This is a genomic window from Xanthobacter sp. 91 (assembly GCF_000702385.1).
GTDB lineage: Bacteria > Pseudomonadota > Alphaproteobacteria > Rhizobiales > Xanthobacteraceae > Xanthobacter > Xanthobacter aminoxidans.
In genome coordinates this window covers 1824068-1840256 of record NZ_JNIB01000001.1, presented here as the reverse complement: position 1 = coordinate 1840256, position 16189 = coordinate 1824068, and the positions used below count along the sequence as shown (strand labels likewise).

13 protein-coding genes and 1 other RNA gene are annotated in these 16189 nt (G+C 69.8%); 4 read left to right on the top strand and 10 right to left on the bottom strand.

Translation table 11 applies throughout. The annotated features are described in order from the left end of the window. Positions 1-9: 9 nt before the first annotated feature. The 8 genes from A37E_RS0108810 to A37E_RS0108775 all read right to left on the bottom strand — a co-directional run bounded on the left by A37E_RS0108810 (position 10) and on the right by A37E_RS0108775 (position 7654). On the bottom strand, positions 10-648 hold the full coding sequence (locus A37E_RS0108810; RefSeq protein ID WP_029556261.1) for an MBL fold metallo-hydrolase: 639 nt from the start codon (positions 646-648) through the stop codon (positions 10-12). 31 nt (positions 649-679) lie between these two features. After that, positions 680-1510, bottom strand: a complete 831-nt coding sequence (locus A37E_RS0108805) for an alpha/beta hydrolase (protein ID WP_029556260.1) — start codon at positions 1508-1510, stop codon at positions 680-682. A gap of 36 nt (positions 1511-1546) precedes the next feature. Next, positions 1547-2890 carry a DUF3422 domain-containing protein gene (locus A37E_RS0108800; protein WP_029556259.1) on the bottom strand — a complete coding sequence of 448 codons (1344 nt, stop codon included), beginning with the start codon at positions 2888-2890 and terminating at the stop codon, positions 1547-1549. A 130-nt stretch (positions 2891-3020) separates the two neighbouring features. Continuing rightward, on the bottom strand, positions 3021-3278 hold the full coding sequence (locus A37E_RS0108795; protein WP_029556258.1) for a hypothetical protein: 258 nt from the start codon (positions 3276-3278) through the stop codon (positions 3021-3023). 110 nt (positions 3279-3388) lie between these two features. Beyond that, positions 3389-3700 carry a hypothetical protein gene (locus tag A37E_RS27170; RefSeq protein WP_038192807.1) on the bottom strand — a complete coding sequence of 104 codons (312 nt, stop codon included), beginning with the start codon at positions 3698-3700 and terminating at the stop codon, positions 3389-3391. Beyond that, entirely contained in the window at positions 3700-4200 is a 501-nt protein-coding gene (locus tag A37E_RS0108785) for a Spy/CpxP family protein refolding chaperone (protein WP_051678891.1), read from the bottom strand. Before A37E_RS0108785 ends, A37E_RS27170 begins: the two co-directional genes overlap by 1 nt. Positions 4201-4391: 191 nt before the next feature. After that, a complete protein-coding gene (locus A37E_RS0108780; RefSeq protein WP_029556255.1) occupies positions 4392-6938 on the bottom strand; it encodes an FtsX-like permease family protein in 2547 nt (848 codons plus the stop codon). Then, on the bottom strand, positions 6935-7654 hold the full coding sequence (locus tag A37E_RS0108775) for an ABC transporter ATP-binding protein (RefSeq protein ID WP_029556254.1): 720 nt from the start codon (positions 7652-7654) through the stop codon (positions 6935-6937). The genes A37E_RS0108780 and A37E_RS0108775 overlap by 4 nt, the downstream gene beginning before the upstream one ends. Here A37E_RS0108775 and A37E_RS0108770 point away from each other — a divergent pair. Together A37E_RS0108770 and A37E_RS0108765 are read left to right on the top strand one after the other, a co-directional pair. Further along, positions 7653-8378: an arylesterase gene (locus tag A37E_RS0108770; protein WP_081837521.1), complete on the top strand. Its 726-nt coding sequence runs from the start codon at positions 7653-7655 to the stop codon at positions 8376-8378. The two genes, A37E_RS0108775 and A37E_RS0108770, sit on opposite strands and share 2 nt — an antisense overlap. A gap of 163 nt (positions 8379-8541) precedes the next feature. Further along, positions 8542-8844 (top strand): hypothetical protein, encoded by a 303-nt coding sequence (locus tag A37E_RS0108765; protein WP_029556252.1) that lies wholly within the window; start codon positions 8542-8544, stop codon positions 8842-8844. Positions 8845-8968: 124 nt separating this feature from the next. Here A37E_RS0108765 and A37E_RS0108760 read toward each other — a convergent pair whose 3' ends face one another. Next, a complete protein-coding gene (locus A37E_RS0108760) occupies positions 8969-10960 on the bottom strand; it encodes a c-type cytochrome (RefSeq protein ID WP_029556251.1) in 1992 nt (663 codons plus the stop codon). A 135-nt stretch (positions 10961-11095) separates the two neighbouring features. Between A37E_RS0108760 and ligA the strand changes: the two genes are divergently transcribed. Together ligA and rnpB are read left to right on the top strand one after the other, a co-directional pair. Beyond that, positions 11096-13234 carry an NAD-dependent DNA ligase LigA gene (gene ligA, locus A37E_RS0108755; RefSeq protein ID WP_029556250.1) on the top strand — a complete coding sequence of 713 codons (2139 nt, stop codon included), beginning with the start codon at positions 11096-11098 and terminating at the stop codon, positions 13232-13234. 60 nt (positions 13235-13294) lie between these two features. Beyond that, positions 13295-13663: RNase P RNA component class A (rnpB, locus tag A37E_RS26230), an RNA gene on the top strand. Between the two features lie 45 nt (positions 13664-13708). On the opposite strand, the gene gyrB is transcribed toward rnpB, so the two are convergent. Beyond that, the gene (gene gyrB, locus A37E_RS0108750; protein ID WP_029556249.1) at positions 13709-16135 is read right to left on the bottom strand and encodes a DNA topoisomerase (ATP-hydrolyzing) subunit B; all 2427 of its coding nucleotides are present in this window, start codon (positions 16133-16135) and stop codon (positions 13709-13711) included. Positions 16136-16189 lie beyond the last annotated feature (54 nt).

Here is a 16189-nt window from a genome sequence, read left to right as displayed (position 1 = left end):
CTGGGATGGTCAGCGCAGGAAGGGATTATGCGCCTTCTCGTCGCCGATGCTCGTGACAGGACCATGACCGGGAAGGCAGACCATATTGTCGCCGAGCGGTAGCAGCTTTTCCTTGATGCCCTTGATGAGCAGATCGGGATCGCCATAGGGGAAGTCCGTGCGCCCCACCGAACCCCGGAACAAGGTATCGCCGACGATCGCGAGGCCCACCGGGCGGTGGACGAACACCATGTGTCCCGGCGTATGCCCCGGCACGTGCAGCACCTCCAGCGACACGTCGCCCACGCTCACCGTGTCGCCTTCTTTCAAATAGAGATCCGGCGTCACCGAACGGGCGCCCTCGATGCCGTATTTCTCGGCCATGCGCGGGATGTCATCGATGATGAACTGGTCCGCCGCGCCCGGGCCTTCCACCTTCACGCCGAGGCTTTCCGCCAGTTCCGCCGCTCCGGCGGCGTGATCCACATGCCCGTGGGTGAGCAGGATCTTCTCGATGGTCACGCCGGTCTCGGCGATGGCGGCGCGGATGCGGTCGAGATCGCCACCGGGGTCGATCACCGCGCCCTTCATGGTCTTGGTGCACCACAGGATGGAGCAGTTCTGCTCGAACGGCGTGACCGGCACGACGGCAATCTGGATGGGCTGCATGAAAGGTCCGTTCTGGCGTGTCGTGTTCCGGTCACTGGGAGATGGCGCGGGCCATCTCCACCAGCCGGCGCACCATGTGCGAGGAGGGATCAGCGAGCGTATCCACCACCGTGAAGTGGTTCGCGCCCGGCACGTCGAAGGCCTGCGCGGCCACGCCCTTGGCGCGCCAGCTCGCGGCGAGGTCATGGGCCTGCCGCAGGAATTCCGCGCTCTCGGCCCCGCCGACGAAGGCGTCGAAGCTGCGTCCCGCCGGCACCGGCCAGGAGGCGGGGGAGAGGCGCCGGGCCTCCTCCGCATCGAGGCGCAGCGCCTTGTTCATGGAGGTGGGGACGAGCGGCTCAAGCTCATAGACGCCGGAGATGCCGAGACCGGACGGGATCAGATTGTCCGGCGTATCCACATCGATCTCCCGCCAGGAGGTGGCGGCCAGCGCTGCGGCAAGGTGGCCGCCGGCGGAATGGCCGCACACCACCAGCGGCCGGCCGACGAGGCGGTAGAGGGTAATCGCCGCGGCCCGCGCCTGGGCGAGGATGGTGCCCACCGGCACCAGCGGCGCGAGGTCATAGCCGGCGAACGCCATGGCGACGCCATGGGCGAGGCACCCGGCCGCGGCAAAGGTGAAGTCCCGCGGGTGCAGGGACTGGAAGTAGCCGCCGTGGAGGAACAGCACCACCGGCGCCTGCCGGTCGGTACCCGGCCAGATGATGTCGAGGATCTGCCGCGGGCCGGAGCCGTAGGGTACGCCGAGGTCAGCCGCCACCGCTGCCCCGCGCATGGCGGCCGAGCTGTGCGCCCAGCGCTCGAAGATGGCGGGATGGTCCGGCACGCGGGCACGGTTGTTGTATTCGACCTCGTGGTCCATCAGCCCTCCCCCTAACCTCTTTTGGATCCCCGTCGTTCAATCCCCGTCGCCGTGGGCGCTGCGGATGCGTCGCACCACGGACCACACGCCCAGGAGCGCCAGCGGCACGGCGGCCGCCGTCACCAGCCCCACGTCGATGTGGATGCCGAGCATCCTGGCGTCGACGCCGCTCTCGTGGATGCCATCGGCGAGGTGGTGCACGAGGCTGACGACATAATAGGAAATCGCCGCGACGGACAGGCCCTCGACCGTCCGCTGCAGGCGTAGCTGCAGGCGGGTGCGGTCGTTCATGGAGGTGAGCAGGTCGCGGTTCTGCTGCTCCAGCTCCACGTCCACGCGGGTGCGCAGCAGGTCGGCGGCGTTGGCGAGCTTCTGGGCGATCTTGTCCTGCCGCTCCTCCAGCGTGAAGCAGGTGCGCATGGCCGGCGCCATGCGGCGGTCGAGGAACTGCTGCCAGGTGGGAAAGCCCGGCACCGACATCTCGCGGATGGTGGCGAGGCGCAGCCGCACGATCTCCATGTAGGCGCGGCTGGCGCCGAACCGGAACAGGGAGGCGGTGGCGCCCGCCTCAAGCTCGGCGGCGAGCGCCACCAGTTCGTCCAGCAGGCGGTTGTTGTCGGAAAGGCCCTTGGCCGACATCATCTCGGTCGCCGAGCCGGCGAGCCGCTGCTCGATGCGCGCCACCTCGGGCGCGAGGCGCTGCGCCTCCGGGAGGCCGAGAAGGGCGAGGGTGCGGTAGGTCTCGATCTCCAGCACCCGCTGCACCAGCGCGCCACACGCATCGGCGCCGAGGCCGCGGTCGCGCACCAGGATGCGCACGAAGCCGGAGGGATCGGCCATGAAGTCGGTGGCGATCTCGGCGAAGCCGTCGCTCACGTCCGCGCGGGCGAGGCTGGAGCGGTCGAACACCTTTTCGAGGAAGAAGTCCTCGGCGGTGTCCCGCAGGAGGTGCAGATCCACCGCCACCAGCAGCGGACCGGGCTGCGGCACTTCGCCGAAGGGGCTGGCGAGGGTGGTCGCCGGCGGCTGGAACGGCAGGCCCCCCGCCGCAAGGTCAAGGGAGGGCAGGTCCCAGGTGTAGGTGCAGAATTCCGCGTGGCTTTCCCAGCGCAGCTCGGCGCCGCCGAAGGAGACGTGATGATATTTCGCCCCCGGTGCCGGGGCCGGCAGCCCGCGGGCGTTGCACAGCGCCGCGAGCGCGGCGCGGTCGGACTGGGCACCCGCCGCATCCAGCAGGAAGGCGGCATGGAGCATGCGGCGCGGTGCCGAAACCGGCACGAAGGGGCGCGCATGCAGTTCCCTCAGGATGGCCGCACGCAAGGGGTGGGCGCCGAGCGCCCGCCCTTCGCCGATGACGAGATCCGCCTCGCCTTTGGTCATGATGGCGCTCCCCTGCCGTTTTTTCCGTGCTTGCACGGCGGCGCCGTCCGATCAAGCGTTCGACGGCCGCCCTGTGGTCGCACCGGGCCGGAAGAGGTGGACTTGCACCGAGGTTAGGAGGAGGTCTGCCTCAGCGGCAGACGCGCACGGGGCCCCACGGGCCGGGACGCCACCAGCAATAGCGCGCCGGCCCCCAATAGGGCCGCCAGTAGTTCGGACGACAGCCGCCCCAGGGGCCACGGTGCCAGCCGATGCCGCAGCCGCCGGCGACCGTCTGGACCGTCGCGAGCCGATCGAGCGGCTGGGGCGCCGGGAAGGCGGCGGCGACGCCGGTGCCGAGCCCGAGAAAGCCCGCCGCGGCGGCGGCGATCAGGATCTGTTTGCGCATGATGTCTCTCCTGTTGCCGAGAGCGAAGCGGCGTGCCCGCCGCCGTTTTACGACGCGATGGACAGGGCGGCGGTCCAGCCGCCGCCCTGGGGAAACGCTTCAGCCGCGCTTCAGTTGCAGACGCGGACCGAGCCGTAGGGTCCGGCCCGCCACCAGCAGTGACGCGCGGGCACGACCACTGCCGGACCGGGCGCGACGACGACCGGACGGGGCGCCACGACGACCGCGTGCGGGGCCACATACACCGCGCCATTGCCGCGACAGCCGCCCCACGGGCCGCGATGGAAGCCGACGCCGCAGCCGCCAGCCACGGTCTGGACGGTCGCGACCTCAGGCGCCTGCGGCAGCGGGAAGGCGGCCGCCGGCGCGGCGAGGGCGCCGAGCGCCGGGGCGGCGAGGGCGAGAAGGGTCAGCGCGCGCATCACTCCTCCTCCTCGAAGATCCACAGCTCGGAGGTGTTGGGCTGCTGGCCATTGTCATGCACCCCGAGGAAGGTGGGGATGCGGTTGCGCTGGGCCGGGGTCAGCGAGGCGACGAAGGGCTTGGCCGCCTCGACGAAGTTGGCGAGCGCCTTGCCGCGGGCCTGTTCGGCGGTGGCGACGTTGGCGAGCACGTCCAGCACGGTGGCCGGCGGCGGGGCGGAGAGGCGCTTCTCGCGGCGTTCGATGGCGCCCTTCACCGCGTCGCGGATGGAGGCTTCCACCGGCGGCCAGAGCTTCTCCTGGTCGGGGGTCAGGCGCAGCACGGTCTTGAGCGCGGCGAGGCGGGCGTCGAGCACGGCCGCGGCGTCTTCGGCCGTGTAGGGCGCGGCGTCGGTGGGAGCGGCGGGCGCCGGCTGGGCGGCCGCGATGCCACCCGCGAAGACCGTGCCGAGGGTCACGGCCGTCGCCGAGGCGAGGGCGAACTGACGGAAAGAGCGCATGTTCTTTTGCTCCCTGTGCGGTCCGGCGGAGTGCCGGCCGGTCTGTCCGGGATCGTGCCGGAAGCGGCGCGCATCCGGGGCCGCGCCGATTCGCGAGGCGTCGGCGCGGTGCAGTTTGGTACCATTCCTCCACGAATGCCGGTAAATATTTCGTGGAGCCGGCGAAGAATAACGTACCGTCAAATACTTGGCTAAAGGTGTCGAAGCACCCGCGCAGGGGGCGCCGAAAGTGCCCGAAGGGTACCCAGCAGCCCGACCACCAGCGTCACCGCCAGCGCCGCCACCACCGCGCCGAAGGCGGGAAGGGGGGCGAAGGTGAAGGGGATGTCCATCACCTGCGTCACCACACCCCAGGCCGCCGCCGTGCCCGCCGCAGCCGCGACGATGGCGGTGGCGAGGCCGAGGCCAGCGTATTCGAGGCCATAGGCGAGGGTCAGCCGGCCACGGGTGGCGCCCAGCGTCTTGAGGATCACCGCATCATAGATGCGCCGTTCACGCCCGGCGGCGAGCGCCCCGGCGAGCACCAGGACGGAGGTGATGAGGGTGACGAGGCTGGCTGCGCGGATGCCGAGGGAGAGGTTGTCCAGCATCCGCTGCGCCTCCTCCAGCGTCTCCTTCACCCGCACCGTGGTGATGGCGGGGAAGCGCGCGGCCATGGCTTTCAGCAGCGCGATCTCCCGCGCCGTGTCGCCGCCATCCGGGAAGGCGAGGGTGGCGAGCACCGTATAGGGCGCGCCGGCGAAGGTCGCGGGCGAGAACACCATGACGAAATTGATGCCGAGCCGCTCCCACTTCACCTGTCGCATGTTGGCGATGCGGGCGGTGACGCTGCGGCCCAGCACGCTCACCGTCACCGTGTCGCCGAGCTTGAGGCCGAGGCCGGTGGCCAGTTCGCTGTCGAAGGAAACGAGGGGCTCGGTCTCGTCTCCCGTCCACCATTTTCCGGCCACCACGGTGGAGCCCTCGGGCACGGTGGCGGAGGAGGAGATGCCGCGGTCGCTCTGCAGCACCCAGGCGGCATCGGGGCGGGGCTTCACTTCTTCCGCGGGGATGTCCTTCACATGGGTGATGCGCCCGCGCAGCATGGGCACGGACTTCACCACCGCCCCCGGCGCCTGCTCGGCGAGGAAGGCGCGGAATTCGGCTTCCTCGCTGTTCGGCACGTCGACGAAGAAGAAGCTCGGCGCGTTTTCGCGCACCGGGCCGTTCAGCTCGCGGTTGAGGCTCGCGTCCACCAGCGAGATGCCCACCAGCAGCGACAGGCCCAGCCCCAGCGAGAGCACGACCGAAGGCGTGAGCGCGCCGGGCCGGTGGATGTTGCCGAGGGCGAGGCGCGCCGCCGCGCCGCGCGGCCGGGGCGCCCGCCGGGCAAGGGCCATGAGGCCGGAGGCGACCAGACGCAGCAGCACGAACACGGCGGCAGCCGCGGCGAGGAAGATCGCGGCGGCCCTTTTGTCGTCGGAGGTGAGAAGGGCGAGCACCACCAGCGCCGCCCCGAGGCCCCCGACCATCAGCAGATAGGGCAGGGAAATGCGCCGCCGCATCTCGCCGATGCCGTCCCGGAACAGGGCCGAAACCCGGGCTTCCTGCGCCCGCGCCAGCGGGATCACCGAAAACACGGCGGCAACCACCAGCCCGTAGAGCGCCGCTCGCGCCAGCGCCGCCCAATCGAGCTGCGGATCGAGCGGAAACGGCACGAGCGCGCCGATGGCAGCGGTGGCGGCGAAGGGTAGCGCCGCACCCAGAATCAGGCCGAGCACGATGCCGAAGGCGGAGATGAGGCCGATCTCGGCGCCGTAGGTGAGGAAGACGTCGCGGCGGGTGGCGCCCACCGCCTTCAGGGTGGCGATGACCTCCAGCTTGCCGGCGAGATGGCTCGACACCGCATTGGCGACGCCCACCCCGCCCACCAGCAGCGCAGTGAGGGCCACGAGGGTGAGGAACTGGCTGATGCGCCCCACATTGCGCGCCAGCTGGGGCGTCGCGCCGTCGCGGGTGCGCACCTCGAATCCGGCGCGGCCCATGGGCTCGCGCACCTCCCCCATCACCGCCTTCAGGTTTTCCGGGGCGGGATTGTCCAGCAGCAGGCGATAGCTCCAGCGCACCAGACTGCCGGGCTGGATGAGGCCGGTGGCCGGGAGCGCGGCCTGGGAGACGAGGAGGCGGGCGCCGAGGCCGACGCCTGAGGAGAGCTTGTCCGGCTCGCTGGTGAGCGTGGCGCGAACCTCGAAGGTGGCATCGCCCAGCCGGATGCGGTCCCCGGTCTTCACGCCGAGCCGGCCGAGCAGCACCGGATCGGCGGCGGCGCCGAACACGCCGTTCTTTTCCTTCAATGCGTCCGCAACGGGCATGGGCGGGTCGAGCCCGACCGTGCCGACGAGGGGATAGGTGCCGTCCACCGCCTTCACTTCGGCGAGGGAGGCATCGCCCGCCTCGGTCCGGGCCATGGCGCGCAGCAAGGCGACGGAGCCGAGGGTGCCGTGGCGGTCGAGGCTGGCGCGCTCGTCCGCCGTCATCTCCCGCTGCACGACGCTGAAGCCGGCGTCGCCGCCGAGGATGGCGCGGCCCTCCCGCTCCAGCCCCTGGGTGAGGGCGCCAGCAAAGGAGCCGATGCCGGCGATGGCGGTCACGCCCAGCACGAGGCAGCCGAGGAAGATGCCGAAGCCCCGCCGCGCGCCGCGCAGTTCACGCAGGGCGAGACGCAGCGGCACGGGGAGCCGCGAAGAAGCAAGGCTCATCGGGCGGCCACCTCAAGGCCGGACTTGCTGTCCTCCTCGATCACCCCCGAGCGCAGGCGCAGCACGCGGCTGCACCGGCGGGCGAGCGCCGCATCGTGGGTGACGAGCACCAGCGTCGTGCCGCGGGCGCGGTGGACGGAGAAGATGAGGTCCATCACCTGCCGGCCGGTGGCCTCGTCCAGATTGCCGGTGGGCTCGTCGGCGACGAGGATGGGCGGCTCGGGGGCGAGGGCGCGGGCCAGGGCCACACGCTGCTGCTCGCCGCCGGACAGCTGGCCCGGATAATGCTGCGCCCGTTCGGCGAGGCCCACATTGGCGAGTTCCTGCCGCGCGCGGTCGAAGGCGTCAGCGCGGCCCGCGAGTTCCAGCGGCACCGCCACGTTTTCCAGCGCGGTCATGGTCGGGATGAGGTGGAAGGACTGGAAGACGATGCCCACATGCCGGCCACGGAAGCGCGCCAGAGGATCCTCGCCGAGGCGCGTGATGTCGGTGCCGGCGACGCTCACCTGCCCCGAATCCACCCGCTCCAGCCCGGCCATCACCATGAGCAAGGTCGATTTGCCGGACCCCGACGGCCCGACGAGGCCCACCGCCTCGCCTGCCCCGATCTCGACAGAGATGTCCTTCAGGACATGAACCCGGGCCGCCCCCGTACCGAGGGAAAGGTCCACATGCTTCAGCGCGATGGTGCGAAGCGGAGAGGAAATATCGTCCATGCCAGGGTTTGCCGTGCGTCCGGTGCTGCGTGGGGTCGGGCAGGGAGGAAAGAGAGACCTGCCGGTTGCCCCATGGGACCTGTCATTTAAGGCGGTGACGGGGCTGATCGCCGCTTTCCTCGTCTTCACGTTCGCGTCAGGGGCGGCGGCGGCGCCGCTGCGCATCGTCGCCTTCGGCGACAGCCTGACCGCCGGCTACGGCATTCCGCGCACCGCCGCCTTTCCCGCCCGGCTGGAAGCCGCGCTGAGGGCGAAAGGGCTGGATGTGAAGGTGGAGAATGCCGGCGTCTCCGGCGAGACCGCGAGCCAGGGCCTCGCCCGCCTCGACTGGTCGGTGCCCCAGGGCACGGACGCGGTGATCGTGGAGCTGGGCGCCAACGACATGCTGCGCGGGCTCGACCCGGCGGTGACGCGCAAGGCGCTTACCGAGATCGTCCAGCGGCTGCGCAAGCGCGGCATCACCGTGCTCCTCGCCGGCATGAAGGCGGCGCCCAACATGGGCCGGCCCTACCGCGAGGCGTTCGACAGGATCTTCCCGGACATCGCCGAGGCCGAGGGCGTGCTGCTCTATCCCTTCTTCCTCGAAGGCATCGCCGGCGACCGGGCGCTGAACCTTCCGGACGGGCTCCATCCCACGCCCGAAGGCGTGGACCGCATCGTCGCCGGCATCCTGCCCACGGCGGAGCAACTGGTGGTGCGTGCCCGGGAAACGGCGGCGCGATAACGGGCACCGATCTTTTGCTTATTATTTCATCAATTTGACCCGGGCCGATCAGGCCTTGACCAATCCATAGTCACGATTCTAGATTTCGCCGTTTTTTGGGGGTTGCCCCGCCAGTACCGTTGCGTCCCAGCGTATTTTTCAATGACAGCAGTGAGAATGAACAATGGTCCGGGAATTTGAGTATCAGGGAGAAACGTTCCGCGTCACCGCCCACGGCATCCACGGCCACGAAGAGATTTTCATCGTCCACATCGAGGACGACGGCGTGGAAGGCGGCGAGATCTCCATCGATCGCATGACCGAGGAGAACGACACCACCGCCCCCCTCGAGGACATTCTGGTGATGCTTTGCGACAAGCTCATTCCCCAGAGCGAGATCAAGGTGCAGACCCCCGGCGCTCCGTTCGCCTGGCGGCAGGGCAACGTGGTGTTCGACGTCCACGACGGCCTTCAGAGTCACGACTGACGCCCGCCGGCGCCGCCCCGCTCCGATTTTCCGGCACAAAAGCAAACGGCCGCCCCGGTTTCCGGAGCGGCCGTTTCACATGAAACAGGGTTAACGGCCGCCCTTCGGGAGGGCGGCCGGCACCTCACTTCTTCTTGGCGGGAGCCGCCGCCGCCGGGGCAGCCTCCACCACCGTCTTGCGCGGCGGCAGCAGCTGGAGCGTCTGCACCGCCTGGCCGGCGAACTGGTTGAGCAGTGCGTTCTGCTCCGCCACCGAGGTCTTCACCCCCGTCACGATCCGGCAATAGGAGGCGATGAGGGCGTTGGCGACGTCGGACGGCCGGGCCTTCGGGTTCTGCTGGTAGAGCGTGGTCGCTGCGGAGGCGATGGCCGCGCCCTGCATGGGGGGCTTCACGCCGGTGAGCAGCTTGGCCGCCCCCGCCGAGAGGTCGGTCGGCACCGCCTTGCCGTCATCGGCCGGACAGGCCAGCTTGTCGGCGAGGCTGGCTGGCTCCTTCAGCACGAGGCCGGGACCCACCGGCAGCGCCCAGGCGATGGGCTGGCTGTCCACCGGACCGGAGATGGTGCGGCGCGACACTTCCATGGCGGCCTGAAGGGTGAAGCGGCGCAGCTCGGCGGTCTTCTGCCAGTCGGGCGCGTTGCTCTTGGCCACAACGGGGCAATAGGCGGCGGTGAGCGCATCCACGATCGTGCCCGAGCCGGACGAGCCGGAGGCGGCCTTGTAGGTGTCCACCATCATGGGAATGGAGCGCTGGCCGCCGGCCATCATGGCCGAGAGCGCGGCAACCGCCTTCGCATCCGGCCCATCCGAGCCGGGAGCACCGCCCACGTCGGGGCAGGTGAAGGCGGAGGCCGCCTGCGTGCCGTAGTCCGGCGCCGCGGCGGCGCGCCATGCCGCGACCATGGAGGGGGTCACGTTCGGCGCGGCCGCATTGCCCCACGAGGTGCGCACGTAATTGGCGAGGTCCGCCACCTGCTGGTCGTTGAGCCGGCCGGCGAAGGAGGGCATGGCGCCGTAGGTACCGCCCGCCGGCAGGCCGCCCAGCACCGCCATGATGATGTTGTAGGGCTCGGCCGCGATCACGGCCGGGTTGCCGGCGAGCGCGGGGATGGTGTCGGTGCGGCCGGCGCCCTTGTCCATGTGGCAGACGGCGCAATTGTCGATGTAGAGCTTGGACGCCCGCGCATAGACGTCGGCCGAAAGGGGCGAAGCTTTCTGCACCGCCGGCTTGTCGGCCGGGGGCGGCGCATCGAACAGGTAGGTGACGAGCGCGGCACGGTCCTGCGCGGTCATCTTGCTCACGGAATCATGGATCACCTCGGCCATGGGGCCGAACACCGAGGTCTTGCCCGGCACGGAGCCGGTGGCGAAGAAAGTGGTCAGCGTCTCCGGCGTCCAGGTCTTCTTGAGCGAGGCGGTGTCGATGTCGGGCGCCCAGAAGCCGTCGATGTCGGCGCCGAGGAAGGCGGCCTTGGCCTTGGTCGCGCCCATCAGGTTGCGCGGGGTGTGGCAATCGCCGCAATGGCCCAGCGCGTTGACGAGGTAGGCGCCGCGGTTCCACTCGGCGCTCTTGCCCGCGGTCGGGTGGAAGCGGCCCTGGTCAAAGAACAGCTCGCGCCACGCCAGCATCCCGAGGCGGATGTTGAACGGGAATTCCAGCTGGTTGTCCGGCGGGGTGTTCGGGATCGGCGGGATGGCGCGCGCATAGGCCCACAGAGCCTTCATGTCGTCGTCGGTGATCTCGGTATACGCGTCGAACGGCATGGCCGGGTAGAGATAGGCCCCGTCCTTGCGGATGCCGTTGCGCACCGCGTTCACGAACTGGTCGTAGGTCCACAGGCCGATGCCGGTGGTGCGGTCGGACGTGATGTTGGGCGAGTAGATGGCGCCGAAGGGCGTGTTCAGCGCGAGGCCGCCGGCGAAGGGCTTGGACTTGTCCCCGGTGTGGCAGGGCATGCAGTCCGCCGCCTTGGCGATGTACTCGCCGCGCGCCACGAGGGCCGGATCGGCTGACGGGTCGGGGGCGAACTGCGCCAGAGCCGGCGTCGCGGCGCCGAGAAAAGTGGCGGCGGCAAGCGCCGCAAGCCGGCGCGTGTATCGGGACACCCTGACCATTTCATCCCCCATGAGATTCGCGTCGGCGTACCTTAGACATTTTTCAAGAACGCGACATTGATCGAAAACCAGACGGAGGGGATATAGCTGCTGCCCCCGCCGGCGACGGCGGACGCCTGCCGGGAACCGCCGACAATGACCAAGCCCGCTTTGCCCCTGCGCTCCCTGACCGTGGAGGACCTCTCGCCCTCCGACGCCGCCGCCGAGCACGCGGCCCTCGCCGAGGAGATCAAGGGCCACGACGCGGCCTATTATCGCGAGGACGCGCCGGTCGTCTCCGATGCCGAATACGACGCCCTGCGCCGCCGCTACGAGGCCATCGAGGCGCGCTTTCCCGGCCTCGTGGGCGAGGACAGCCTGTCCGCCAAGGTGGGCGCCGCGCCGTCGGAGAGGTTCGGCAAGGTGGTGCATGGCGTGCCCATGCTCTCGCTGCAGAACGCCTTCTCCGACGATGAGGTCGAGGAGTTCGTGGCGCGGGTGAAGCGCTTCCTCGGGCTCGGGGCGGAGGAGGAGGTGGCCTTCACCTCCGAGCCGAAGATCGACGGCCTCTCCTGCTCGCTGCGCTACGTGGCGGGTCGCCTCGAGGTGGCCGCCACCCGAGGAGACGGCACCGAGGGCGAGGACGTCACCGCCAATGTGCGCACCATCGCCGATATCCCCGACCGGCTCCATGGCCGTGGCGTGCCCGACGTCATCGACGTGCGCGGCGAGATCTACATGGCGAAGGCCGATTTCGAGGCGCTGAACGCGCGGCAGGCGGCGGCGGAAGAGAAGGTGTTCGCGAACCCGCGCAACGCCGCCGCCGGCTCCCTGCGCCAGCTCGACCCCGCCATCACCGCCTCGCGGCCGCTGAAATTCTTCGCCTATGCCTGGGGCGAGGCGACACCGCTTCCGGCCGAGACCCAGCACGGCATGGTGGAGGCCTTCGCCCGCTGGGGCTTCTCCACCAACCCGCTCATGGTGCGCGTGACCAGCGCGGCGGAGCTGATCGCCCACTACCGCTCCATCGAGGCGCAGCGGGCGAGCCTGCCCTATGACATCGACGGCGTGGTCTACAAGGTGGACCGGCTCGACCTACAACTGCGCCTCGGCTTCGTCTCCCGCTCGCCGCGCTGGGCCATCGCCCACAAGTTCCCGGCCGAGCAGGCGACCACGGTGCTGGAGGCCATCGACATCCAGGTGGGTCGCACCGGCGCCCTCACCCCGGTGGCGAAGCTGCTGCCCGTGACGGTGGGCGGCGTGGTGGTGGCCAACGCCACCCTGCACAACGAGGACGAGATCGCCCGAAAGGACATCCGTGTCGGCGACACGGTGGTGGTGCAGCGCGCCGGCGACGTGATCCCGCAGGTGGTGCGGGTGATCGAGGAGAAGCGGCCGGCGGAGTCGAAGCCGTATGAGTTCCCCACCCTGTGCCCCGCCTGCGGCTCCCACGCCGTGCGCGAGGTGGACACGAAGACCGGCAAGATGGACGTGGTGCGCCGCTGCACCGGCGGCCTCATCTGCCCGGCGCAGATGGTGGAGCGGCTGCGCCATTTCGTGTCGCGCAACGCCTTCGACATCGAGGGGCTCGGCGAGAAGCAGGTGCGCGCCTTCTACGACTGGGGGCTGATCGCCTCCCCCGCCGACATCTTCACCTTGGAGGCGCGCAACGCACGTTCCCTCCAGCGGCTGGAAAACCGTGAGGGCTGGGGCAAGACCTCGGCGGCGAACCTGTTCGCGGCCATCCAGTCGCGTCGGAACGTGGCGGTGGACCGCTTCGTCTTTGCCCTCGGCATCCGCCATGTGGGCGAGACCAACGCCAAGCGCCTCATGCGCCATTACGGCACGGTGGAAGCGCTGGAAGCCGGCGCGCTGGCCGCCGTCATTCCGGACGAGGAGCACCCCAAGGGCAATGACGCCTGGCAGGAGATGCTGGCCATCGACGGCGTGGGCGACGTGGTGGCGGAAGCCGTCATCGAGTTCTTCCACGAGCCGCGTAACCGCGAGGTGGTCGCCGCCCTGCTGGCCGAGGTGACGCCCGCCCCCATGGAGCGCGTCGCCGCCGAAAGCCCGGTGGCCGGCAAGACCGTGGTCTTCACCGGCTCGCTGGAGAAGATGACCCGAGACGAGGCGAAGGCCATGGCCGAGCGGCTGGGCGCCAAGGTCGCCGGCTCCGTCTCGGCCAAGACCGACCTCGTGGTGGCCGGCCCCGGCGCGGGCTCGAAGTTGGAGAAGGCGCAGGCGCTGGGAGTGAAGGTGATTACCGAGGACGAGTGGTTCGAACTGGTGGGGTGAAGGCGTTTCGCCGGCTTACGCCCCTTGACGCCCCGGCCCTAACACCCCATTCCTCCCCCACCAGCCGGCCGGGCGGCCGCGGCATTTCGGTGTCGAGGAAAGTCCGGGCTCCACGCAGACACGGTGCCGGATAACGTCCGGCGGGGGCGACCCCAGGGAAAGTGCCACAGAAATCAAACCACCCGTGCGTGCACGGGCCAGGGTGAAACGGTGGGGTAAGAGCCCACCGCGCGACCGGCAACGGAAGCGGCACGGCAAACCCCACCGGGAGCAAAGTCGAATAGGGACGGCACGGGAAACCACCCCTGTCTACGGGGCGCCGTCCGGGTTGACTGCTAGAGGCGCCGGGCAACCGGCGTCCCAGAGGAATGGTCGCCACGCGGGCGCAAGCCCGCCGTACAGAACCCGGCTTACAGGCCGGCTGGTGTTTCCCTCGGAAGCCGGGAGAGTGACGCGGCGCCCGGCCGCGTCCCCTCACACGTCCACGCTGGCGCGCAGCGCGTTCTCCTGGATGAACTCGCGGCGGGGCTCCACCGTGTCACCCATCAGGCGGCTGAAGAGGTCGTCGGCGGCGTCCACTTCCTTCACGCGCACCTGGAGGAGGGAGCGGGCGTTGATGTCCAGCGTCGTCTCCCACAGCTGCTCGGGGTTCATCTCGCCGAGGCCTTTGTAGCGCTGGAGCGAGAGGCCCTTGCGGCCGGAATCGGTGACAGCGTCGAACAGGTCCACGGCGCCGAACAGCACCTGCTCGTCGCTGCGGCGCTTGAGGGTCGCGGCGGCGGCGAACACGCCGTCGAGGTCGCGGGCGAGGGTGTCGAGCCGGCGTGCCTCGGGGGAGGCGATGAAGGCATGGTCGAGCCGCGCCACCTCGGCGACGCCGCGCACGGTGCGGGAGAAGGCATAGCCGGTCTCGTCGCAGATGCCGGCCCAGCCGCGCTCGGTCTCGTCCGCCAGCGCATCGAGGCGGCGGGCCACCTCGGCGGCCGCGGCGGAACCGGTGGCCTCGTCTTCCAGCGCCGCCGGAGCGAAGGCGCCCGCGATAGCCGCCTGCTCCGCCACCGCGCGGTTGTAGCGGGGATGAAGGCCGCCGAGCGCGCTGCGCAGCTGGCGCGACACGTCCACCACATGGGCGAGGTCGGCGCCGGTGCGCACCTCGCCCGTGGCGAGATGGAGGGAGGCTTCCTCCAGCCCGGTGGTGATGAGGTAGTCCTCCAGCGCCTTCTCGTCCTTGAGGTAGGTCTCGGACTTGCCGCGCGCGACCTTGTAGAGCGGCGGCTGGGCGATGAAGAGGTGGCCTGCATCCACGATCTCCGGCATCTGTCGGAAGAAGAAGGTGAGCAGCAGGGTGCGGATATGGGCGCCGTCCACGTCGGCGTCCGTCATGATGATGATCTTGTGGTAGCGCAGCTTGGCGATGTCGAAATCGTCCCGGCCGATGCCGGTGCCGAGCGCGGTGATGAGCGTGCCGATCTGCTCGGACGACAGCATCTTGTCGAAGCGGGCGCGCTCCACGTTGAGGATCTTGCCGCGGAGCGGCAGCACGGCCTGGAAGGCGCGGTCGCGGCCCTGCTTGGCGGAGCCGCCGGCCGAGTCACCCTCGACGATGAAGATCTCGGACTTGGCCGGGTCCTTCTCCTGGCAGTCGGCGAGCTTGCCGGGCAGGGAGGCGACATCCAGCGGGCTCTTGCGCCGGGTGAGGTCGCGGGCCTTGCGGGCGGCCTCGCGGGCGGCGGCGGCTTCCACCACCTTGCCGATCACGTTCTTCGCCTCGACCGGGTTCTCCTCGAACCAGTTGCCGAGCGCCTCGCCGACCAGGTTCTCCACCACCGGGCGAACCTCCGAGGAGACGAGCTTGTCCTTGGTCTGGGAGGAGAATTTCGGGTCGGGCACCTTCACCGAGAGCACGGCGGTGAGGCCCTCGCGGCAATCCTCGCCCGTGGGGTCCACCTTCTCCTTCTTGGAGATGCCGGACGAGTTGGCATAGCCCAGCACCTGCCGGGTCAGCGCGGCGGCAAAGCCCGTGAAGTGGGTGCCGCGGTCGCGCTGGGGGATGTTGTTGGTGAAGCAGAGCACGTTCTCGTGGTAGCCGTCGTTCCACGAAAGCGCGGCCTCCACCGTGATGCCGTCCTTCTCGGCGCGGATCACCACGGGCTTGGCGATGAGCGCGGCCTTGTTGCGGTCGAGGTACTTCACGAAGGCCTCGACGCCGCCCTCGTAATGCAGCTCCTCGCGCTTCGGCTCGGCGCCGCGCGCGTCGGTGAGCACGATGAGCACGCCGGAATTGAGGAAGGCCAGCTCGCGCAGGCGATGCTCCAGCGTCGCGTAGTCGAACTCGATGCGGGTGAAGGTCTGGGGCGAAGGCGTGAACGTCACCTTCGTGCCGCGCTTGCCGGCCGGCGCCGCGCCCACCACCTTCAGCGGCGCCTCTGCGTCGCCGTGGCGGAAGCGCATGAAGTGCTCCTTGCCGTCGCGCCAGATGGTGAGGTCGAGCGTCGTGGACAAGGCGTTCACCACCGAGACGCCCACGCCGTGCAGGCCGCCGGAGACCTTGTAGGAATTCTGGTTGAACTTACCGCCCGCGTGCAGCTGGGTCATGATGACCTCGGCGGCGGAAACCCCTTCCTCGGGGTGCAGGTCGGTGGGGATGCCGCGGCCGTCGTCGGTCACGGTCACCGAGCCGTCGGCCTCCAGCGTCACGGTGACTTCCTTGGCCCAGCCGGCCAGGGCCTCGTCGATGGCGTTGTCCACCACCTCGTAGACCATGTGGTGCAGGCCCGAGCCGTCGTCCGTGTCACCGATGTACATGCCGGGACGCTTGCGGACCGCATCGAGGCCCTTGAGCACCTGGATGGACTGGGCGCCGTAGTCGTCGGGGGACTCGGCGGGCACGGGTTCGGCCATGGGGACTTCCGATTCGATTCTGCGACTTAGCGATCTGAGGTGTAGCAAATCTAA